We start from the raw sequence: 15,234 nt of genomic DNA, 5'->3' as shown, positions 1-15,234 counted from the left end.
AAAAGAAGAATTTAAATACCGTTGAAGCATATTGATATCACGCAAAAAACTATCCTGCGGATTTGCTGCGGCAGCGGAAGACGACTATTTTTCTTTGCGCTGTAGGAAGGATCTTTTTTTCAGTATGCCCCTCCAAGGACGAACAGCTTTTGGCCAGACTCCCCGGCCGAACCCTCACAAGGAAGAGAAAATGGCTGACGTAAAAGTGCCACAGCGGCTGGATCCGCAGGACGTCGTGAAGTTGTTAATGGCGTTGCGCAGGGCGTTGAAGGCACGGGGGTAGCCAAAAACATCCCCTCACCCTAACCCTCTCCCAAGGGGCGAGGGGACTGACCGAGTTGTTCTTTCGAGCTACATCGACCTGAAGAATCGAGTCGAACTCGGGTTTGAAGAACACAAAGATCTGCTCCCTTTCCCCCTTCTCCTCTGTGGGGCGGTCCGACGTTTCGGGAGGGCTGGGGTGAGGGGTGGTTCTATAGCCGAACTCACATTCCAAATAATTCCCAACGCCCAATAAAAAAACGCCGACGCTATTACCAGCCGTCGGCGTTTGAAACCTTGAAGGGGTTTACCTCGCGAATCAGAACGCCGGCAATACCGCGCCGCTGTACTTCTTCTCGATGAATGCTTTCACTTCAGGACTGGTCAACGCCTTGGCCAGTTTCTGGATGGCAACGCTGTCCTTGTTGTCCGGACGAGCCACCAGGAAGTTCACGTAAGGCGAATCTGCACCTTCGATCACCAGCGCGTCTTTAGCCGGGTTCAGACCGGCTTCCAGCGCGTAGTTGGTGTTGATCATGTCCAGGTCGACCTGGTCCAGAACACGCGGCAGCATGGCCGATTCCAGTTCCTTGAACTTGAAGTTGTGCGGGTTTTTGGCGATGTCTTTCGGTGTGGCCAAGGCGTTTTTCGGGTCTTTCAACTCGATCAGGCCAGCCTTCTGCAGCAGGATCAGGGCACGGCCGCTGTTGCTGCCTTCGTTCGGGATCGCGATGGTTGCACCGTCTTTCAGCTCAGCCAGGGTTTTGACTTTCTTCGAGTAGCCGCCGAACGGTTCGACGTGCACGCCGATCACGGTCACCAGTTGAGTGCCTTTGCCGTCGTTGAAGCTTTTCAGGTACGGCAGGGTCTGGAAGTAGTTGGCGTCCAGACGCTTCTGGTCGACCTGTACGTTCGGCTGAACGTAGTCGGTGAAGACTTTGATTTCCAGGTCCACGCCTTCTTTGGCGAGGGTTGGCTTGATCAATTCAAGAATCTCGGCGTGTGGAACCGGGGTCGCCGCAACCACCAGTTTCTCGCCAGCCTGGGCCAGGCCCGCGGTCAGGGCCGCCGCCAATGCGGTGAACAACAGAACCTTTTTCATGCAGTGTCCTTATCGAAAATCACGGTCGTCATCTACGACGGCTTATTGAGTACGAGTGCCAGTGAAGTGCTATCTCTGGCGTGACGCGGACAATACCGGGATTTTTTATTCCCGAACAATATCTTTTATTCACTTTCATATTCCATTTTGTTCATGCAGATCGCTATAGCGTGTGTGTCAGGCTTTCAAGCAAATGCTTGAGTGCGGATCGCTCTGCAGCGCTGCCGTTTTTGATCGTTTGAGCCACTTGCCGCTCGATCTGCGCCAGCGAGGTGGGCGCTTCAGGCAGATTCAAATGCTCTGGCAAAATCTCTTCGCCGGTACTGACCAACAACGCAAAGTGAATGACGTTCTCCAGCTCCCGGGTGTTGCCCGGCCAACTGTGTTGCTCTAACAAATGCTGCGCGGCTTCGCTGATCAACGGCACCGGCAGGTCCAGGCGCTGGCTATAGATGCCGAGGAAATATTCGGACAGCGACAAAATATCGCCCACCCGTTCACGCAAGGCCGGCAGTTCGAGCTGGCCTTCGCTGAGGTAGTGGTAGAGACGCTCATGGAATTTTCCGGCTGCCACCGCCTGGGCCAGGTCGATGCTGGTAGCTGCCACCAGGCGCACGTCCACCGGGCTGGGTTGTTGAGCGCCGACACGAGTGACTTCGTGGTTTTCCAACGCCGCGAGCAATTTGATCTGGATCGGCAGCGGCAAGTCGCCGATCTCATCCAGATAGAGCGTCCCGCCGTTGGCAGAACCGAACCAGCCAGCGCGACTGCTGGCCGATCCGCTGTAACTGCCAGCGGCATAACCGAACAATTCCGCATCGGCGTAAGTCGGACTGATCGCGCCACAATTGACCGACACGAACAACCCGCCGCGATCACTCGCGCGATGGATGTGCCGCGCGAGCAACTCCTTGCCGCTGCCGGTTTCGCCACGGATCAACACCGAGATCGAGCGCGGCGCCAATAGCTCCAGCTCCTGGCGTAACTGACGCGAACGCGGATCGACAAACACCAGCGCCTTGGCGCGAATGCTCAGAGGACTTTTTTCTGCGTCGGGGAAAGTCAGCAGTGGCTGACCGAAGGCTTCAAAACTCATGGCAGACTCCCGCCCAAAACCGCCGGGAGACGGGGGGCGTTTTTTTAAAAAACAAAAGCAAAAAAGAAAAGGTTCAAGCGCGGCGCAGGGCGTGGTGTTCCATTCGGTTTTGCAGGCGATAGAGATAGGCAAAACCCTGCTCCCAGCGTTGGTGACCGGACTTCACATTGATGTGCCCGGCACCCGACAAAATCCCCGCCTCGGCGCCCCAGTTGCGTGCCAGTTCCAACGCACGCGGTGTGCTCACGGCGCTGTCGTTGTCGGAGCTGACGACTTGGCTCGCAAAGGGCAAAAGGGTTGTTGGGATCGGTGCGAAGTTGCGCAGGGCCGGTGCGCAGGCCGGGCGCTCGACGTCCGCAGGGGCGACCAGCAAGGCGCCGCGAACCTGACGCAAAAACTGCACGGGCGCACTGGCAGCCCAATGCGCGACAGTGATGCAACCCAGGCTATGGGCAATCAGGATCACCGGCGTACTGTCGGCGGCAATCGCTTCGGCCAGTGCCGCCACCCAGTCTTCACGACGCGGCGTTAGCCAGTCGGCCTGCTCCACCCGCGCGCTGTTCGGCAGGCTGTTCTGCCAATGGCTTTGCCAATGATCTTCTGGCGATCCTTGCCAGCCCGGCACAATCAGATAGCGAATTGATTCGTTGCGCATGGGGGAACTCTCCTGCTGCGTGTCTGTTCCTGAGCAAGTATAGGGAGGAGAGTTATATCCGTTAAGGAATAAGAAGCTATTTATTAATATCTATAAGGCATATGCAGCAGTTTGGAGCAGGCAAAAAAAAGGGGCCGCACCCTGCCAAGGAGACGGCCCCGGAAACTCAAAATCTGCTAGCGCTGATCAACATCATTGGATCGATGATTAGCTGAAACGGTTATCTAATAAAGGAATATTTAATTACTTTATTAGGCCGAAATTGCATATGTCAATCACTCCTTGCTGCACAACTTAGCGTCCCTTTAGGTCAAATTGATGACCAGCGTTTGAGTTTCCGAGTGCGTCGATCAAGCCTGAGCGGCACGAACCTCCTGCGCCTCTGTTGTTTCCTTGCGCACAAACCGATTCGCCCGCCCGAACGTCCCGAAATCATTGAACCGCACACCCATCTCGCGCATCACTTTATGCGCCACCGGCACAGTCATCTGACGTATGAAAAACGGTTCCTTCACCACAAAATGATGGATGCCGTGGCTGCTGCCGAAGTTGAAGCAGAACGCCTGCAACGGCCACATCCACCACGGGTTCAGCACCTGGGTCTGCTGGATCACGTTGCCCGGCTCAACATCACCGTAGTAGTGCATGTTCGAGCTGACGAAATGCAGGCAAAAGGTACGCAACACATTCGGTCCGATGATCACGACCGCCGCGATATCGATGACTTGCATCACCGACAACGTGGTCGCCGACCATTCGATGGGCGCGCCCAGCAGATGAGCGATGCCGTTAACCGTGTGAAAGCCGAGAAACAAGTACCACGCCCCCCAATGTACCAGCGCCAGTGGCGCGTAGACCTTCAGGGCGCGCTTGATGATGCTGATCTTGTGAGCCCAGGTCTTGGCCCGCAGCATACGGATGAACGCCGACATTACATTGTCGCCGACCATCAACAGCCGCGCGAAACCCCACGGCTCGCCGTTGGTGATGGCACGCTCTTCCATGTCGGATTCCGTGCCGGAGACCTTGTGGTGATTAAGGTGCAGATGCCGACGAATCCACGGATGATCGTGCTCGGCCGCGCCAGCCACACCAGGCCCATCATCAGGTTGTGCGGCACGCGCTGTTTGCGAAAGTACATGCTATGAATCAGGTCGTGTTCCAGCTCGTGAGTCAACGAGGCGAAAAACGCATTGAGCAACAGACACGCCCACCAGGCCATGTGCCCGGTCATGTAGAGCGTCGCCGAGCCAATCATCCCGACCAGAGCGAAGGCCAGAATGCCCGCGCCCAAGGCGTCCTGATGGTTGAGAATCGGGTAGCGCTGGCGCAGTTCAACACCCTTGGCCAGCACCACTTCACGAATATGCGCTGATCGTTGTGCTGCATTCAGTCGCTGGGGACTTGCAGAAGTACCGTGCATGCTTCCATCCTCTGGTTATTGATGTTCGCATCCTGCCTTGTGAACCCTCGCAAAGCGGTAGCCGTGAACGCCAACCTGTTGACCGGAAGCGCCAATCAGCATGACTGAACCGACCTCCCTCGCCAGCTGGACCCGCGCCCTGCGCAAGCAACTTGATGCGCTGGGCCTCGACAGCACCGCCCTGTGCCAACAGGCGGGGCTCGACCCGCAATTGATGGACGACCCGAACGCCCGTTACCCGTTGTCCGGCACCACGCGCCTGTGGGAAATCGCAGTGCAAGTCAGCGGCGATCCGGCGATTGGTTTGCGGGTATCGCGTTTCGTCAGCCCAACCACGTTTCACGCGCTCGGTTATGCGTTGGTGGCCAGCGGCAGTCTGCGAGAAGTGTTCGAGCGCATCGTGCGTTATCACCAGGTGGTCAGCGACGCCCTGGAACTGGAACTCACCCGCACCGAGGACCGCTACCGCTTCCGCCTGAAAATCCCGCCAGGCAATCCGGCCCCGGCCTTCGAAGCCATCGATGCCTTCACGGCGATTTACGTACGCACCTGCCGCAATCGCCTGGGCCGCGATTACGCCCCGCTGGCGGTGTACCTGCGCCGTCCGGAACCGGCGGACCCGCATCAATGGCACAAAGTTTTCCGCTCACCGGTGTACTTCGCCGCCGATGAAGACCGACTGGAATTCGCCGTCGTGGACTTCGACAGCCACCTTGACGACGCTAACCCGGAACTGGCCGAGCACAACGAAGCCGTGCTCAAACGCACCCTTGCACAACTCAAACCCCTGACCTGGGAACGTAAGGTTCGCGACGCCATTGAGGAGCAATTACCGGAAGGCGAGCCCAGCGCCGAACACATCGCCCAAGCCCTGCATCTGAGTTTGCGCAGCCTGCAACGGCATTTGGCGGACGAGGGTTGCCGGTTCGATACATTGCTCAACGAAAGCCGCGAAAATCTGGCGCTGCTGCATTTGCGTGATCCGCAATGCTCATTGAGCGAGATCAGCTATCTGCTGGGGTTCGCTGATACGAGCAGCTTCAGCCGCGCGTTCAAACGCTGGACGGGGATAACGCCGGGGCAGTTTCGGGATGGGTTGCGGTGATCAGCTTTTGACCAAGCTGCGCGCTACGCCTGATTTCCACTGTTCGATCATCGCTTCGCCAACCTCGGCAAAAACGTTATTTACCTTGATGTAATCAGCCATATCCGCCATTGCCACTTCCACTCCATGGGCGACTTGCTGCAACAGTTCATTGCACCGTCCCTCAGTCAGATTGCAGGACGACCGGCCAAAACGTATCAGCATTTTGTATTTAGGCCATGCCTTTGATCCGCCTAACAGCAACGCCATGCTGTCTGCTTTTATGTAAACAGAAGTCGTGACGATGTCGTAGGCCGGAGCCAGTCTGATTTGCGCATCAGCACCGCAATGTTCGTACAGCACACCGAAGTTCTTGAGGTGAGCATCGCCATTTTTCAGAGCGGAGGACAACGCCACTATTTTGAAAAAAGACTCAAGGGCGTGGTTGAGCAATGGCGGGGAGACAAACTCCTTGATCTGCCTCGCGGCGCCTTCGTACGAACCATCGTATTTGGCCTTCGAAGGCCAGGCATTGAGCACGCAGAAATCCTCAAAGCCCAGGTAACCTTTTTCATTCAGATCGAAGCGCTCAACGATCAGGAATTTGCCGTGCTCGCTGAGCTCAACCTTCGGCACCTCAAGACCCGAATGTAGCGCGGCCCTCATGCAGAAATACTCGTTGGCAGCGAGTTCAGGGTATTCCTCTGGCCGAAAGGATTTGACCAGATGCGTAGCCCCTCGATGGGTCAATCGATCGACAGTTGTCGCACTGTCACGGATAAGTACCTTCGGCTGCACACCGGAGACGCCCGAATATTGGCCATAGGTGTGCAACAGGTCTTCGAACAACCCTTGCGTACCGTCATGGACCAGAAGATCCGCAAGGCTGGTTTCAGGTAGGCGGTGACTCGTATCTTGCGCGTTTGCAATCCCTACTCGCCCAAGCTGGTGCGGGCCGACAATCGCCAGCATCGCGAAGTCGTCAAACCCTCGAACCGCTTTGCTGAAACGACGAGTCAGTTCATCGCGCAGAGAGCCTTCCGGCAGATTCATTTCAAAAACCGGCGGAACACCTTGCTCCCATGCATAACTCTCTAGGCGAGCAGGCATGGTCAACGAGACGGCGTTTTCTTCTAGCGCGTCTTCGGCGTAGGCAAACACTGAATCAATGCGAAACTGACCACGGCCGAGGGTTCCGACTGTGGTGCCGGAAACACTGATGTGCAGCCTGTCCGCATCGCTTCTCTCAGCCATGGAAGTTAACCTTTTTCAGGGTATCCAGCGTCGGGCGCTTCGACTGCCGAGGTACGGCCGTGAGTTCGTAACCGAAGCCGTTAAGTATCGCTTCAACCTTGCGGATTCCGATTTCGGAGACCGTGTTGTTCTCGATGCCTGAAATCGTGGCGCGGCTCATGCCGTACTGCTTTGCCAGGTCCTGTTGAGACATCTTTCGCTCTTTGCGCAGCAACCTGATCAGTTCACCGAGGCTTTCCATCCGCTCACCCGCATCATATACAGTGCAAATTCATTGAAAAAATAGATTTGCATTGTATTTAATGCATCGTCTAGCCGAAGTCTAGCTCATGTATTGATCGGAGCGGACTCAGCGCCCCCGATCCCGCCGCAACAACTTGCGCACCCGCTTCACCAGTTCACTCACAGCAAACGGTTTGAGCAGGTAATCATCTTCATGCAACTCCAGGTCGCGCAGGCGATCCTCGATGCCGTCCCTGGTGGTCAGGAACAGCACCGGCGTTTCGCCAAGCTTGCGGATCTGTTGCAGCAACTGCCAGCCGTTGAGCCCTGGCAGCATCACGTCGAGGATGATCAGCTCATATTTGCCGGACTCAATAAAGCGCCGGCCGTCCATTCCGTTGACCGCCACATCCACCGAATAACTTGCCTCGCTCAGGCCCTTGGCCAGGAGTTTGGCGGTCTCGGGTTCGTCTTCCACTAACAGCACACGCATGGCAACACCTCAATTGTCGTCATCACAGGCTAGGCGCCTTCGCGTCCAAAGCCCACCACTAACGCCGGGGTTTAAATAATCGCCAACATCCGCAATCGTTCCGCATCCAGAATTTCGATCTCGCCGTACTTAAGATTCACAATCCCCTGCCCCTGCAAGTCCCTGAGAATCTGGTTGGTGGTCTGGCGCGACAGCGACAACATCGACGCCAATTGCTCCTGAGGCAGTTGCAGCACCCGTCGTGGCGGATCGATCTCGCCATAACCCTCGGCGATCATCAGCAAGCGATGAGCCAGTCGAGCAGCGGCTGGCATTAGGCTCAGCTGTTCGAGATTGATGAACGTCAGGCGCAGTTTCTGGCTCATCAGCAATGCCAGTTGCCGCCAGTACACCGGTTGCTCATCAAGTAACGCCAGCAGCACGTTTTGCGGGATGTGCAACAGGATGCAATGGCTCAGCCCGAAGGCATCATGAGTACGCGGCTGACCATCGAACAGGCAGATTTCGCCGAACCAGTGGGGCGACTCCACCAGGCTCAGCAACGCCTCCTTGCCCTGCTCGCTCACCGCGCCGATGCGCACCGAACCTTCGAGCACCGCGTACAGGCCGCACGCAGGATCGCCGCGCTTGAACAGCCGCTGGCCCGGTGACAACCGTCGCACCCTGGCGGCGGCCAGCAGACTATCCTGTAAGGGAACAGGTAAATGGCTGAACCACTGGCCGCTCATCAGGCGTGGACGCCAGACCTGCTTATCCATGAAAACTCCTAGAGATTGTCGCCTGGCTGACAGAGCGAGATGCGGACCCGGGGCATGATCCATCACCCAACAGGAGGAACAACAATGAAAAGCCTCGTCGACCATCTCAGTCAATACGCCGCCTACCACCGTGACCCGCGCAATATTGCCACCCACTTTATCGGTATTCCGCTGATCGTCGTCGCGGTTGCAGTGCTGCTATCACGGCCCGAGTGGTCGCTGGCCGGGGTTTGGGGGTCACCGGCGGTGCTTTTGGCGCTGGCTTCGGCATGGTTTTATCTGCGATTGGAGTTACGGCTGGGCGTGCTGATGACCGTGTTGCTGGGCCTTTGCGTTTGGCTGGGTCATGCGCTCGCGCAGCAAAGCACGCTGGTCTGGCTTGCCAGTGGCATCGGGATGTTTGTGATGGGTTGGGCGATTCAATTTGTCGGTCATCACTACGAAGGACGCAAACCGGCGTTTGTCGATGACGTGACGGGGTTGATTGTCGGGCCGTTGTTTGTGGTGGTTGAGTTGGCGTTTTGGCTGGGGTTGCGGCGTGAGCTGAAAGAGCAGATCGAGGCGCGGGTGGGCGGTGTGCGGGTCAATCCGAATCGCGCTGCGACATAAGACGCCATCGCGAGCAAGCTCGCTCCCACATTGGATCTATGGCGCACATAGAACCCTGTGGGAGCGAGCTTGCTCGCGATGCTTTAGATGTTGGCGAGTTTTTGCCAGACCTTCGGCTTGAAGAACAGCGTCTCGCCCTTCGCCAGCCCGATCAGGCTGTCGTGATCCTTCACCACTTCAGCTTCGATCAATTCGCTCTGGCCTTCGACCTTCAACGTCACCCGCGTCGTCGCGCCCAATGGACGAATATCCCGCACCTCGGCCGCGTGGTGATCCTCCATCTCATGACGTGACAGCGACACTTCGTGCGGACGGAACAGCACGTGATTGTCTTCGCCCAGATGCAGCCGGTTCGAATCGCCCAGGAAGTGATAAACAAAATCGCTGGCCGGGTTTTCGTAGACGTCGCCCGGGGAGCCGATCTGCTCGATCACACCCTTGTTCATCACCACGATGCGGTCGGCGACTTCCATCGCTTCTTCCTGGTCGTGGGTCACGAATACCGACGTCAGGTTGATGTCTTCGTGCAACCGCGCCAGCCAGCGACGCAATTCTTTACGGACCTTGGCGTCGAGGGCACCAAAGGGCTCGTCAAGCAGCAGGACTTTCGGTTCCACCGCCAGCGCGCGGGCCAAGGCAATACGTTGACGCTGACCGCCGGAGAGTTGTTCCGGGTAGCGATCCGACAGCCAATCCAGTTGCACCATGTTCAGCAGTTCGTGGACCTTCACCGCGATCTGGCTTTCGCTCGGACGCTGGTTTTTCGGCTTCATGCGCAGGCCGAACGCGACGTTGTCGAACACGGTCATGTGGCGGAACAGCGCGTAGTGCTGGAACACGAAACCGACGTTGCGATCACGCACATCATGGCCGGAGACGTCTTCACCGTGGAACACGATGTTGCCCTGATCCGGCGTTTCGAGACCGGCGATAATTCGCAACAGCGTGGTCTTGCCGCAACCGGACGGGCCAAGCAGCGCCACGAGTTCGCCGCTGTGAATGTCCAGGCTGATGTTGTCCAGCGCCTTGAACGCGTGAAAATTCTTGCTGACGTTACGCACTTCGATCGACATGACTTATTCCTCCGCGGCGCTGGCGCGCAGGCGGTTAATTCGGGATTCGCTCCACTGCTTGAGCAGCAGGATGAAGAGCGCCAGGATCAGCAACAGGCTCGCCACGGCAAACGCGGCCACGTGGTTGTATTCGTTGTAGAGGATCTCGACGTGCAGCGGCAGGGTGTTGGTCACCCCGCGAATGTGCCCGGAAACCACCGACACCGCACCGAACTCACCCATGGCCCTGGCCGTACACAGCACCACGCCGTAGATCAGACCCCATTTGATGTTGGGAACAGTGATGTGCCAGAACATCTGCCAGCCATTGGCTCCGAGCAAGCGCGCGGCCTCTTCTTCCTGAGTGCCTTGCTCCTGCATCAACGGGATCAGCTCGCGCGCCACGAACGGCACGGTGACGAAAATCGTCGCCAGCACGATGCCCGGCAAGGCGAAGACGATCTGGATGTCGTGGTCCTGCAGCCACGGGCCAAACAGACCCTGGGCGCCGAACATCAGCACATAGACCAGACCGGCGATCACCGGCGACACCGAAAACGGCAGGTCGATCAGGGTCACCAGCATGCTCTTGCCGCGGAACGAGTACTTGCTCACGCACCACGCGGCGCTGACACCGAACACCAGGTTCAGCGGCACTGAAATCAGCACGGCGATCACCGTGAGTTTCAGGGCCGACAAAGCGTCGGGTTCGAAGATCGCGGTGAAGAACGCACCGAGGCCATTTTTCAGGCCCTGGGACACCACGATGAATAGCGGCAACAACAGAAACAGCGCAAAAATCAGCCAGCCAAGGCTGATCAGGATTCGCCGCGAAGTGGCACTGCCACGGCGGGCAGCGTTGGCCGAGGAAGCGGCGCTAATAGACGATTGGGACATTTTCGCGCCTCCTTATGGGGTTTCGATGCGCCGCTGCAGCAAGTTGATCAGCAGCAACAGGACGAAAGAGACCACCAGCATCAGTACACCAATGGACGTAGCGCCGGTGTAATCGTACTGGTCGAGTTTGACCATGATCAGCAGCGGCAGGATCTCTGTTTTCATCGGCATGTTGCCAGCGATGAAAATCACCGAACCGTACTCGCCGACCCCGCGGGCAAAGGCCAAAGCGAAGCCGGTCAGCCAGGCTGGCAGCAACGCGGGAACCAGAATATGGCGGAAAACCTGCAAGGGTTTCGCACCCAGGCACGCGGCTGCTTCTTCCACTTCACGCGGGATATCGGCCAATACTGGCTGTACCGTACGTACTACGAATGGAAGTGTCACGAACGTCAGTGCGAGCGTGATGCCGAGGGGGGTATACGCGATCTTGAAACCCAGGTCCGCCGCGAACTGACCGACCAAACCGTTAGGGGCGTACAGCGCGGTGAGTGCGATACCGGCCACGGCAGTGGGCAGCGCGAACGGCAGATCGATCATTGCATCGATGATCTTGCGCCCCGGGAAGGTGTAGCGCACCAGCACCCAGGCCAGCAGCGTGCCGATGATGCCGTTGATGATCGCGGCGTACAGCGCGGTGCCGAAGCTCAGCTTCAATGCCGCCAGCACGCGAGGCGCCGAGATAATCGCCCAGAACTGATCCCAGGTGAGTTGGGCGGCATGGACGAACATCGCCGCCAGTGGAATGAGCACAATCAGGCTGAGGTACACCAAGGTGTAGCCCAGCGTCAGCCCGAAGCCGGGTATGACGGGGGAGATACGACGCGACATAAAAGTCCTTGGTTGAGAACGCGCAAAGCCTCGAATCGGAATTCGAGGCTCGTTTATGGCTTATTTCAGGTTATTGCGCCTGATAAATCTGGTCGAACACGCCACCGTCGTTGAAGAATTTCGGTTGAGCGGTTTTCCAGCCGCCGAAGTCCTTGTCGATGGTCACCAGGTCCAGTGTCGGGAACTGTTTGGCGTACTTGGCGGCAATATCCTTGTCACGTGGACGATAGAAGTTTTTCGCCGCGATTTCCTGACCGGCCGGGCTGTAAAGGTACTTGAGGTACGCTTCCGCGATCTCGGTGTTGCCCTTTTTCTCGGCGTTCTTGTCGACCACGGCGACTGGAGGTTCGGCGAGGATCGACAGCGAAGGCACGACAATGTCGAACTTGTCAGCGCCACCGTCTTCTTTCAGGGCCAGGAAGGCTTCGTTTTCCCAGGCCAGCAACACGTCGCCCTGACCGTTGTTGACGAAGGTAATGGTCGAACCGCGAGCACCGGTGTCCAGCACAGGAACGTGCTTGAACAGGGTTTGTACGTATTCCTTGGCCTTGGCTTCGTTACCGCCGTTGGCTTTCAGGCCATAGGCCCACGCCGCGAGGAAGTTCCAGCGTGCACCGCCGGAGGTTTTCGGGTTCGGGGTGATGACTTCCACGCCGTTCTTGGTCAGGTCGCCCCAGTCCTTGATGCCTTTAGGGTTGCCCTTGCGCACCAGGAACACGATGGTCGAGGTGTAAGGCGTGCTCGCTTCCGGCAGACGCTGCTGCCAATCCGCTGGCAGGGTCTTGCCGAGTTTGGCGATTTCGTCGATGTCACCGGCCAGGGCCAGGGTCACCACGTCGGCACGCAGACCGTCGATCACTGCCCGGCCCTGCTTGCCCGAACCACCGTGGGACTGCTGGATTTTCACGCTGTCGCCGGCGTGCTCTTTCTGCCAGAACTTGACGAATTCGGCGTTGTAATCCTGATACAGCTCGCGAGTCGGGTCGTACGACACGTTGAGCAGTTCGTAATCCTTGGCAACCGCGGAACCAGCAAAAAGGGCACTGGCCAGGGCGGCCAAAGCGAAATGACGAATCGACGACATGGTGAAAGCTCCTGGAATTCTGATTGTGTTGGCTTTTTCTTATGGTGTGCTGGTATCGGGTTGCCGGTTTTTTAGCTCGGTTTGTTGCTCGGGTTCTGCAACCGGAATTTCTCTTTGCGTTCGATCTGGACCACCTGGGCGTTGTGCACGGTGATTTCCACTGCGCCAAAACGCAGATCGCGCAAGGCGCTCTGGATCTCACGCAAAATGGTTGCTTCGTCCTGGCCGTCAACGCTACGTAGGGATGCGCTCATGGTGCTGCTCCTTCAACTAGAGGTTGCCTGGCAGTGGCGAGACTGCTTGCGGCGTGAGACCAATAGTAGATAAGCGCGGATATTCTTAAAAAGACTATTTAAGAATGTTTATATAACCAGAAAACCGAACATTCCCACGCGGGCAGATCGTTCCCACTGCGTGGAAACGATCAGTGCTGCAGAATCTGTGGAATCCGGTCCCAATCCAGTTGCCCGGCCGGCACCGGCCGCCCAAACCAGTAGCCCTGCCCCAGATCGCAGCCGTGTTCGAGCAGGAAACCCGCCTGCTCGACCTGCTCGATCCCCTCGGCGTGAACCTGCATCCCCATGCTTTGGGCCAGCGCAATGATCACCCGCACAATCGCCGCGTCATCCTCATCCCACGGCAACCCGGCAACGAAGCCCTGATCGATCTTGAGTTTCTGTACCGGCAATCGCTTGAGGCGCAGCAGCGACGAATACCCCGTGCCGAAGTCATCGATGGCCAGCCGCACGCCCAGCTCCCGCAGCCGATGCATTTGTTCCAGCGCCACTTCCGGGTCTTCCATCACCGCACTTTCAGTGACTTCCAGCTCCAGATACGCCGGATCCAGCCCGGTTTCGTGCAACACCTGCGCCACCTGCTGGTACAGCTCGCGACGAGCAAACAACCGAGACGAAACATTCACCGCGATGAACGACAACAGCACACCCGCCGCCTGCCATTGGCACATCTGCTGACAGGCCTGCTGCATGACCCAGGCATCGATTTCGGCAATCAAACCAGTGCGCTCGGCGATGGGGATGAATTCTGCCGGCGACACCAGCCCGCGCTGCGGATGTTCCCAGCGCACCAGCGCTTCGACGCCAATCAGGCGACTGGTCTTGAGGTCGTGAACCGGCTGGTAATAAACCCGTAATTCCTGCTGTTCCAGCGCACGGCGCAATTCGAATGCGGTCTCGACCCGTTGCTGGGCATGGGCGGTCAATTCTTCGGTGTAGAGGGCGTAGCCGTCGCGGCCAGCACTTTTGGCCTTGAACAGTGCAGAGTCAGCGTTGCGCAACAATTGCTCGGCACTCAACGCATCGCCGGGGAACAGGCTGATGCCGATGCTGGTGTTGATAAACAACTGATGCCCGTCAATCTGGAACGGTTCTTTGAGACCCTCGATGATCCGCTGAGCCAGCGCCGCGGCATGCACCAATTGCGGGCAACTTTCAGCCAGCACGGCGAACTCATCACCGCCCAGCCGCGCCAGGGTGATCCCCGGTCCGAACATGGCTTTCAAGCGTTCGGCGACGGCCTTGAGCAGTTGGTCGCCGATGGTGTGTCCGAGGCTGTCGTTGATCATCTTGAAGTGATCCAGATCGATCATCAGCAACGCGCAGCCGCGCTTGTGAGTCTGCGCCGACGCCAGGGCCTGCTCGGCACGATCGGTGAACAACAGTCGATTGGGCAGGTCGGTCAGTGGATCGTGATGGGCCAAGTGCGTCAGTTCATGCTCGGAGTTCTTGATCGCACTGATGTCGGAAAACACCGCGACGTAATGGCTAACCCGCCGCCGGTCGTCGTGAATGATGCGAATAGTTTGCCATTGCGGGTAAATCTCGCCGCTTTTGCGGCGGTTCCAGATTTCCCCACTCCACTCGCCAGTACTGCTGAGTGTCGCGAACATCGCCTGGTAGAAATCCGGCGGGTGATGACCGGACTTGAACAAACTGGGTTGCTGACCCAGCACTTCCTCACACTGATAGCCGGTGATTTCCATAAAGGCCCGGTTCACATGAACGATCAAGCCTTTGCAATCAGTGACCAGCACCCCTTCACGGGTGCAATCGAACACCGCCGCAGCCTGACGCAAACGCTCGCGGTCTTCGGTGCGTTCACGCAACTTGGCGCCGATCCCCAGGCAACGGAACAATCGCGCCCGAGCGAGGAAAATCAACCCGGAGCTGAACACCACCCAGACGTAACCGTTGATCAGTTGCCAGCGCATTAGCTCAGCAGAGCTATCGAAGAAACTGTTCAATAAATGGCCACTGAACTGCAGCCAAGCTACGGAAACCAGAAGGTAAAGCAGTGCTGCGCGCAAAGCATCGCGATAGGTAGCAGACATTCGGCTGTCCATGTCCCTTCAAAAAGGATGGAATTATAGTTTAAAGACACATCCAGCCACTCT

15 protein-coding genes and 1 pseudogene are annotated in these 15,234 nt (G+C 57.6%); 2 read left to right on the top strand and 14 right to left on the bottom strand.

What is annotated here, in order from left to right; all coding sequences use genetic code 11:
- Positions 1–580: 580 nt before the first annotated feature.
- The 4 genes and pseudogenes from ACYZT7_RS01950 to ACYZT7_RS01935 form a co-directional block, all read right to left on the bottom strand.
- Entirely contained in the window at positions 581–1,363 is a 783-nt protein-coding gene (locus ACYZT7_RS01950) for a MetQ/NlpA family ABC transporter substrate-binding protein (protein WP_462039734.1), read from the bottom strand.
- A gap of 163 nt (positions 1,364–1,526) precedes the next feature.
- On the bottom strand, positions 1,527–2,459 hold the full coding sequence (locus ACYZT7_RS01945) for a sigma 54-interacting transcriptional regulator (RefSeq protein WP_462039733.1): 933 nt from the start codon (positions 2,457–2,459) through the stop codon (positions 1,527–1,529).
- 73 nt (positions 2,460–2,532) lie between these two features.
- On the bottom strand, positions 2,533–3,114 hold the full coding sequence (locus ACYZT7_RS01940; RefSeq protein ID WP_462039732.1) for an alpha/beta hydrolase: 582 nt from the start codon (positions 3,112–3,114) through the stop codon (positions 2,533–2,535).
- A gap of 350 nt (positions 3,115–3,464) precedes the next feature.
- A pseudogene (locus tag ACYZT7_RS01935) lies at positions 3,465–4,537 on the bottom strand (fatty acid desaturase).
- A gap of 100 nt (positions 4,538–4,637) precedes the next feature.
- Here ACYZT7_RS01935 and ACYZT7_RS01930 point away from each other — a divergent pair.
- Positions 4,638–5,642, top strand: coding sequence for an AraC family transcriptional regulator (locus ACYZT7_RS01930; RefSeq protein ID WP_462039731.1), 1,005 nt, complete (start codon positions 4,638–4,640; stop codon positions 5,640–5,642).
- Here the strand turns inward: ACYZT7_RS01930 and ACYZT7_RS01925 are convergent, their stop codons facing one another.
- From ACYZT7_RS01925 to ACYZT7_RS01910, 4 genes are all read right to left on the bottom strand, one after another.
- The gene (locus ACYZT7_RS01925; protein ID WP_462039730.1) at positions 5,643–6,875 is read right to left on the bottom strand and encodes a type II toxin-antitoxin system HipA family toxin; all 1,233 of its coding nucleotides are present in this window, start codon (positions 6,873–6,875) and stop codon (positions 5,643–5,645) included.
- Positions 6,868–7,116 (bottom strand): helix-turn-helix domain-containing protein, encoded by a 249-nt coding sequence (locus ACYZT7_RS01920; protein ID WP_449642879.1) that lies wholly within the window; start codon positions 7,114–7,116, stop codon positions 6,868–6,870. Before ACYZT7_RS01920 ends, ACYZT7_RS01925 begins: the two co-directional genes overlap by 8 nt.
- A 108-nt stretch (positions 7,117–7,224) precedes the next feature.
- Positions 7,225–7,590, bottom strand: coding sequence for a response regulator (locus ACYZT7_RS01915; protein WP_462039729.1), 366 nt, complete (start codon positions 7,588–7,590; stop codon positions 7,225–7,227).
- 71 nt (positions 7,591–7,661) lie between these two features.
- The gene (locus tag ACYZT7_RS01910; RefSeq protein ID WP_462039728.1) at positions 7,662–8,348 is read right to left on the bottom strand and encodes a Crp/Fnr family transcriptional regulator; all 687 of its coding nucleotides are present in this window, start codon (positions 8,346–8,348) and stop codon (positions 7,662–7,664) included.
- An 84-nt stretch (positions 8,349–8,432) separates the two neighbouring features.
- Here ACYZT7_RS01910 and ACYZT7_RS01905 point away from each other — a divergent pair, with 84 nt between their 5' ends.
- Complete coding sequence (locus ACYZT7_RS01905) at positions 8,433–8,957, top strand: Mpo1 family 2-hydroxy fatty acid dioxygenase (RefSeq protein WP_462039727.1); 525 nt, start codon at positions 8,433–8,435, stop codon at positions 8,955–8,957.
- An 83-nt stretch (positions 8,958–9,040) separates the two neighbouring features.
- Here ACYZT7_RS01905 and ACYZT7_RS01900 read toward each other — a convergent pair whose 3' ends face one another.
- The 6 genes from ACYZT7_RS01900 to dibA form a co-directional block, all read right to left on the bottom strand.
- Positions 9,041–10,030, bottom strand: a complete 990-nt coding sequence (locus tag ACYZT7_RS01900; protein WP_462039726.1) for a sulfate/molybdate ABC transporter ATP-binding protein — start codon at positions 10,028–10,030, stop codon at positions 9,041–9,043.
- A gap of 3 nt (positions 10,031–10,033) precedes the next feature.
- Positions 10,034–10,906, bottom strand: a complete 873-nt coding sequence (gene cysW / locus ACYZT7_RS01895) for a sulfate ABC transporter permease subunit CysW (RefSeq protein WP_462039724.1) — start codon at positions 10,904–10,906, stop codon at positions 10,034–10,036.
- A 12-nt stretch (positions 10,907–10,918) separates the two neighbouring features.
- Positions 10,919–11,737: a sulfate ABC transporter permease subunit CysT gene (gene cysT / locus ACYZT7_RS01890; RefSeq protein ID WP_449642873.1), complete on the bottom strand. Its 819-nt coding sequence runs from the start codon at positions 11,735–11,737 to the stop codon at positions 10,919–10,921.
- Positions 11,738–11,807: 70 nt separating this feature from the next.
- Entirely contained in the window at positions 11,808–12,821 is a 1,014-nt protein-coding gene (locus ACYZT7_RS01885) for a sulfate ABC transporter substrate-binding protein (RefSeq protein ID WP_462039723.1), read from the bottom strand.
- Positions 12,822–12,892: 71 nt separating this feature from the next.
- Complete coding sequence (gene oscA / locus ACYZT7_RS01880) at positions 12,893–13,075, bottom strand: sulfur starvation response protein OscA (protein WP_007945260.1); 183 nt, start codon at positions 13,073–13,075, stop codon at positions 12,893–12,895.
- 170 nt (positions 13,076–13,245) lie between these two features.
- Positions 13,246–15,171, bottom strand: coding sequence for a phosphodiesterase DibA (dibA, locus tag ACYZT7_RS01875; RefSeq protein WP_462039722.1), 1,926 nt, complete (start codon positions 15,169–15,171; stop codon positions 13,246–13,248).
- Between the last annotated feature and the right edge of the window lie 63 nt (positions 15,172–15,234).

Source organism: Pseudomonas sp. RT4P38 (assembly GCF_054897765.1).
The sequence above is the reverse complement of the archived record's forward strand: the minus strand, read 5'-3'. Positions and strand labels throughout refer to the sequence as shown.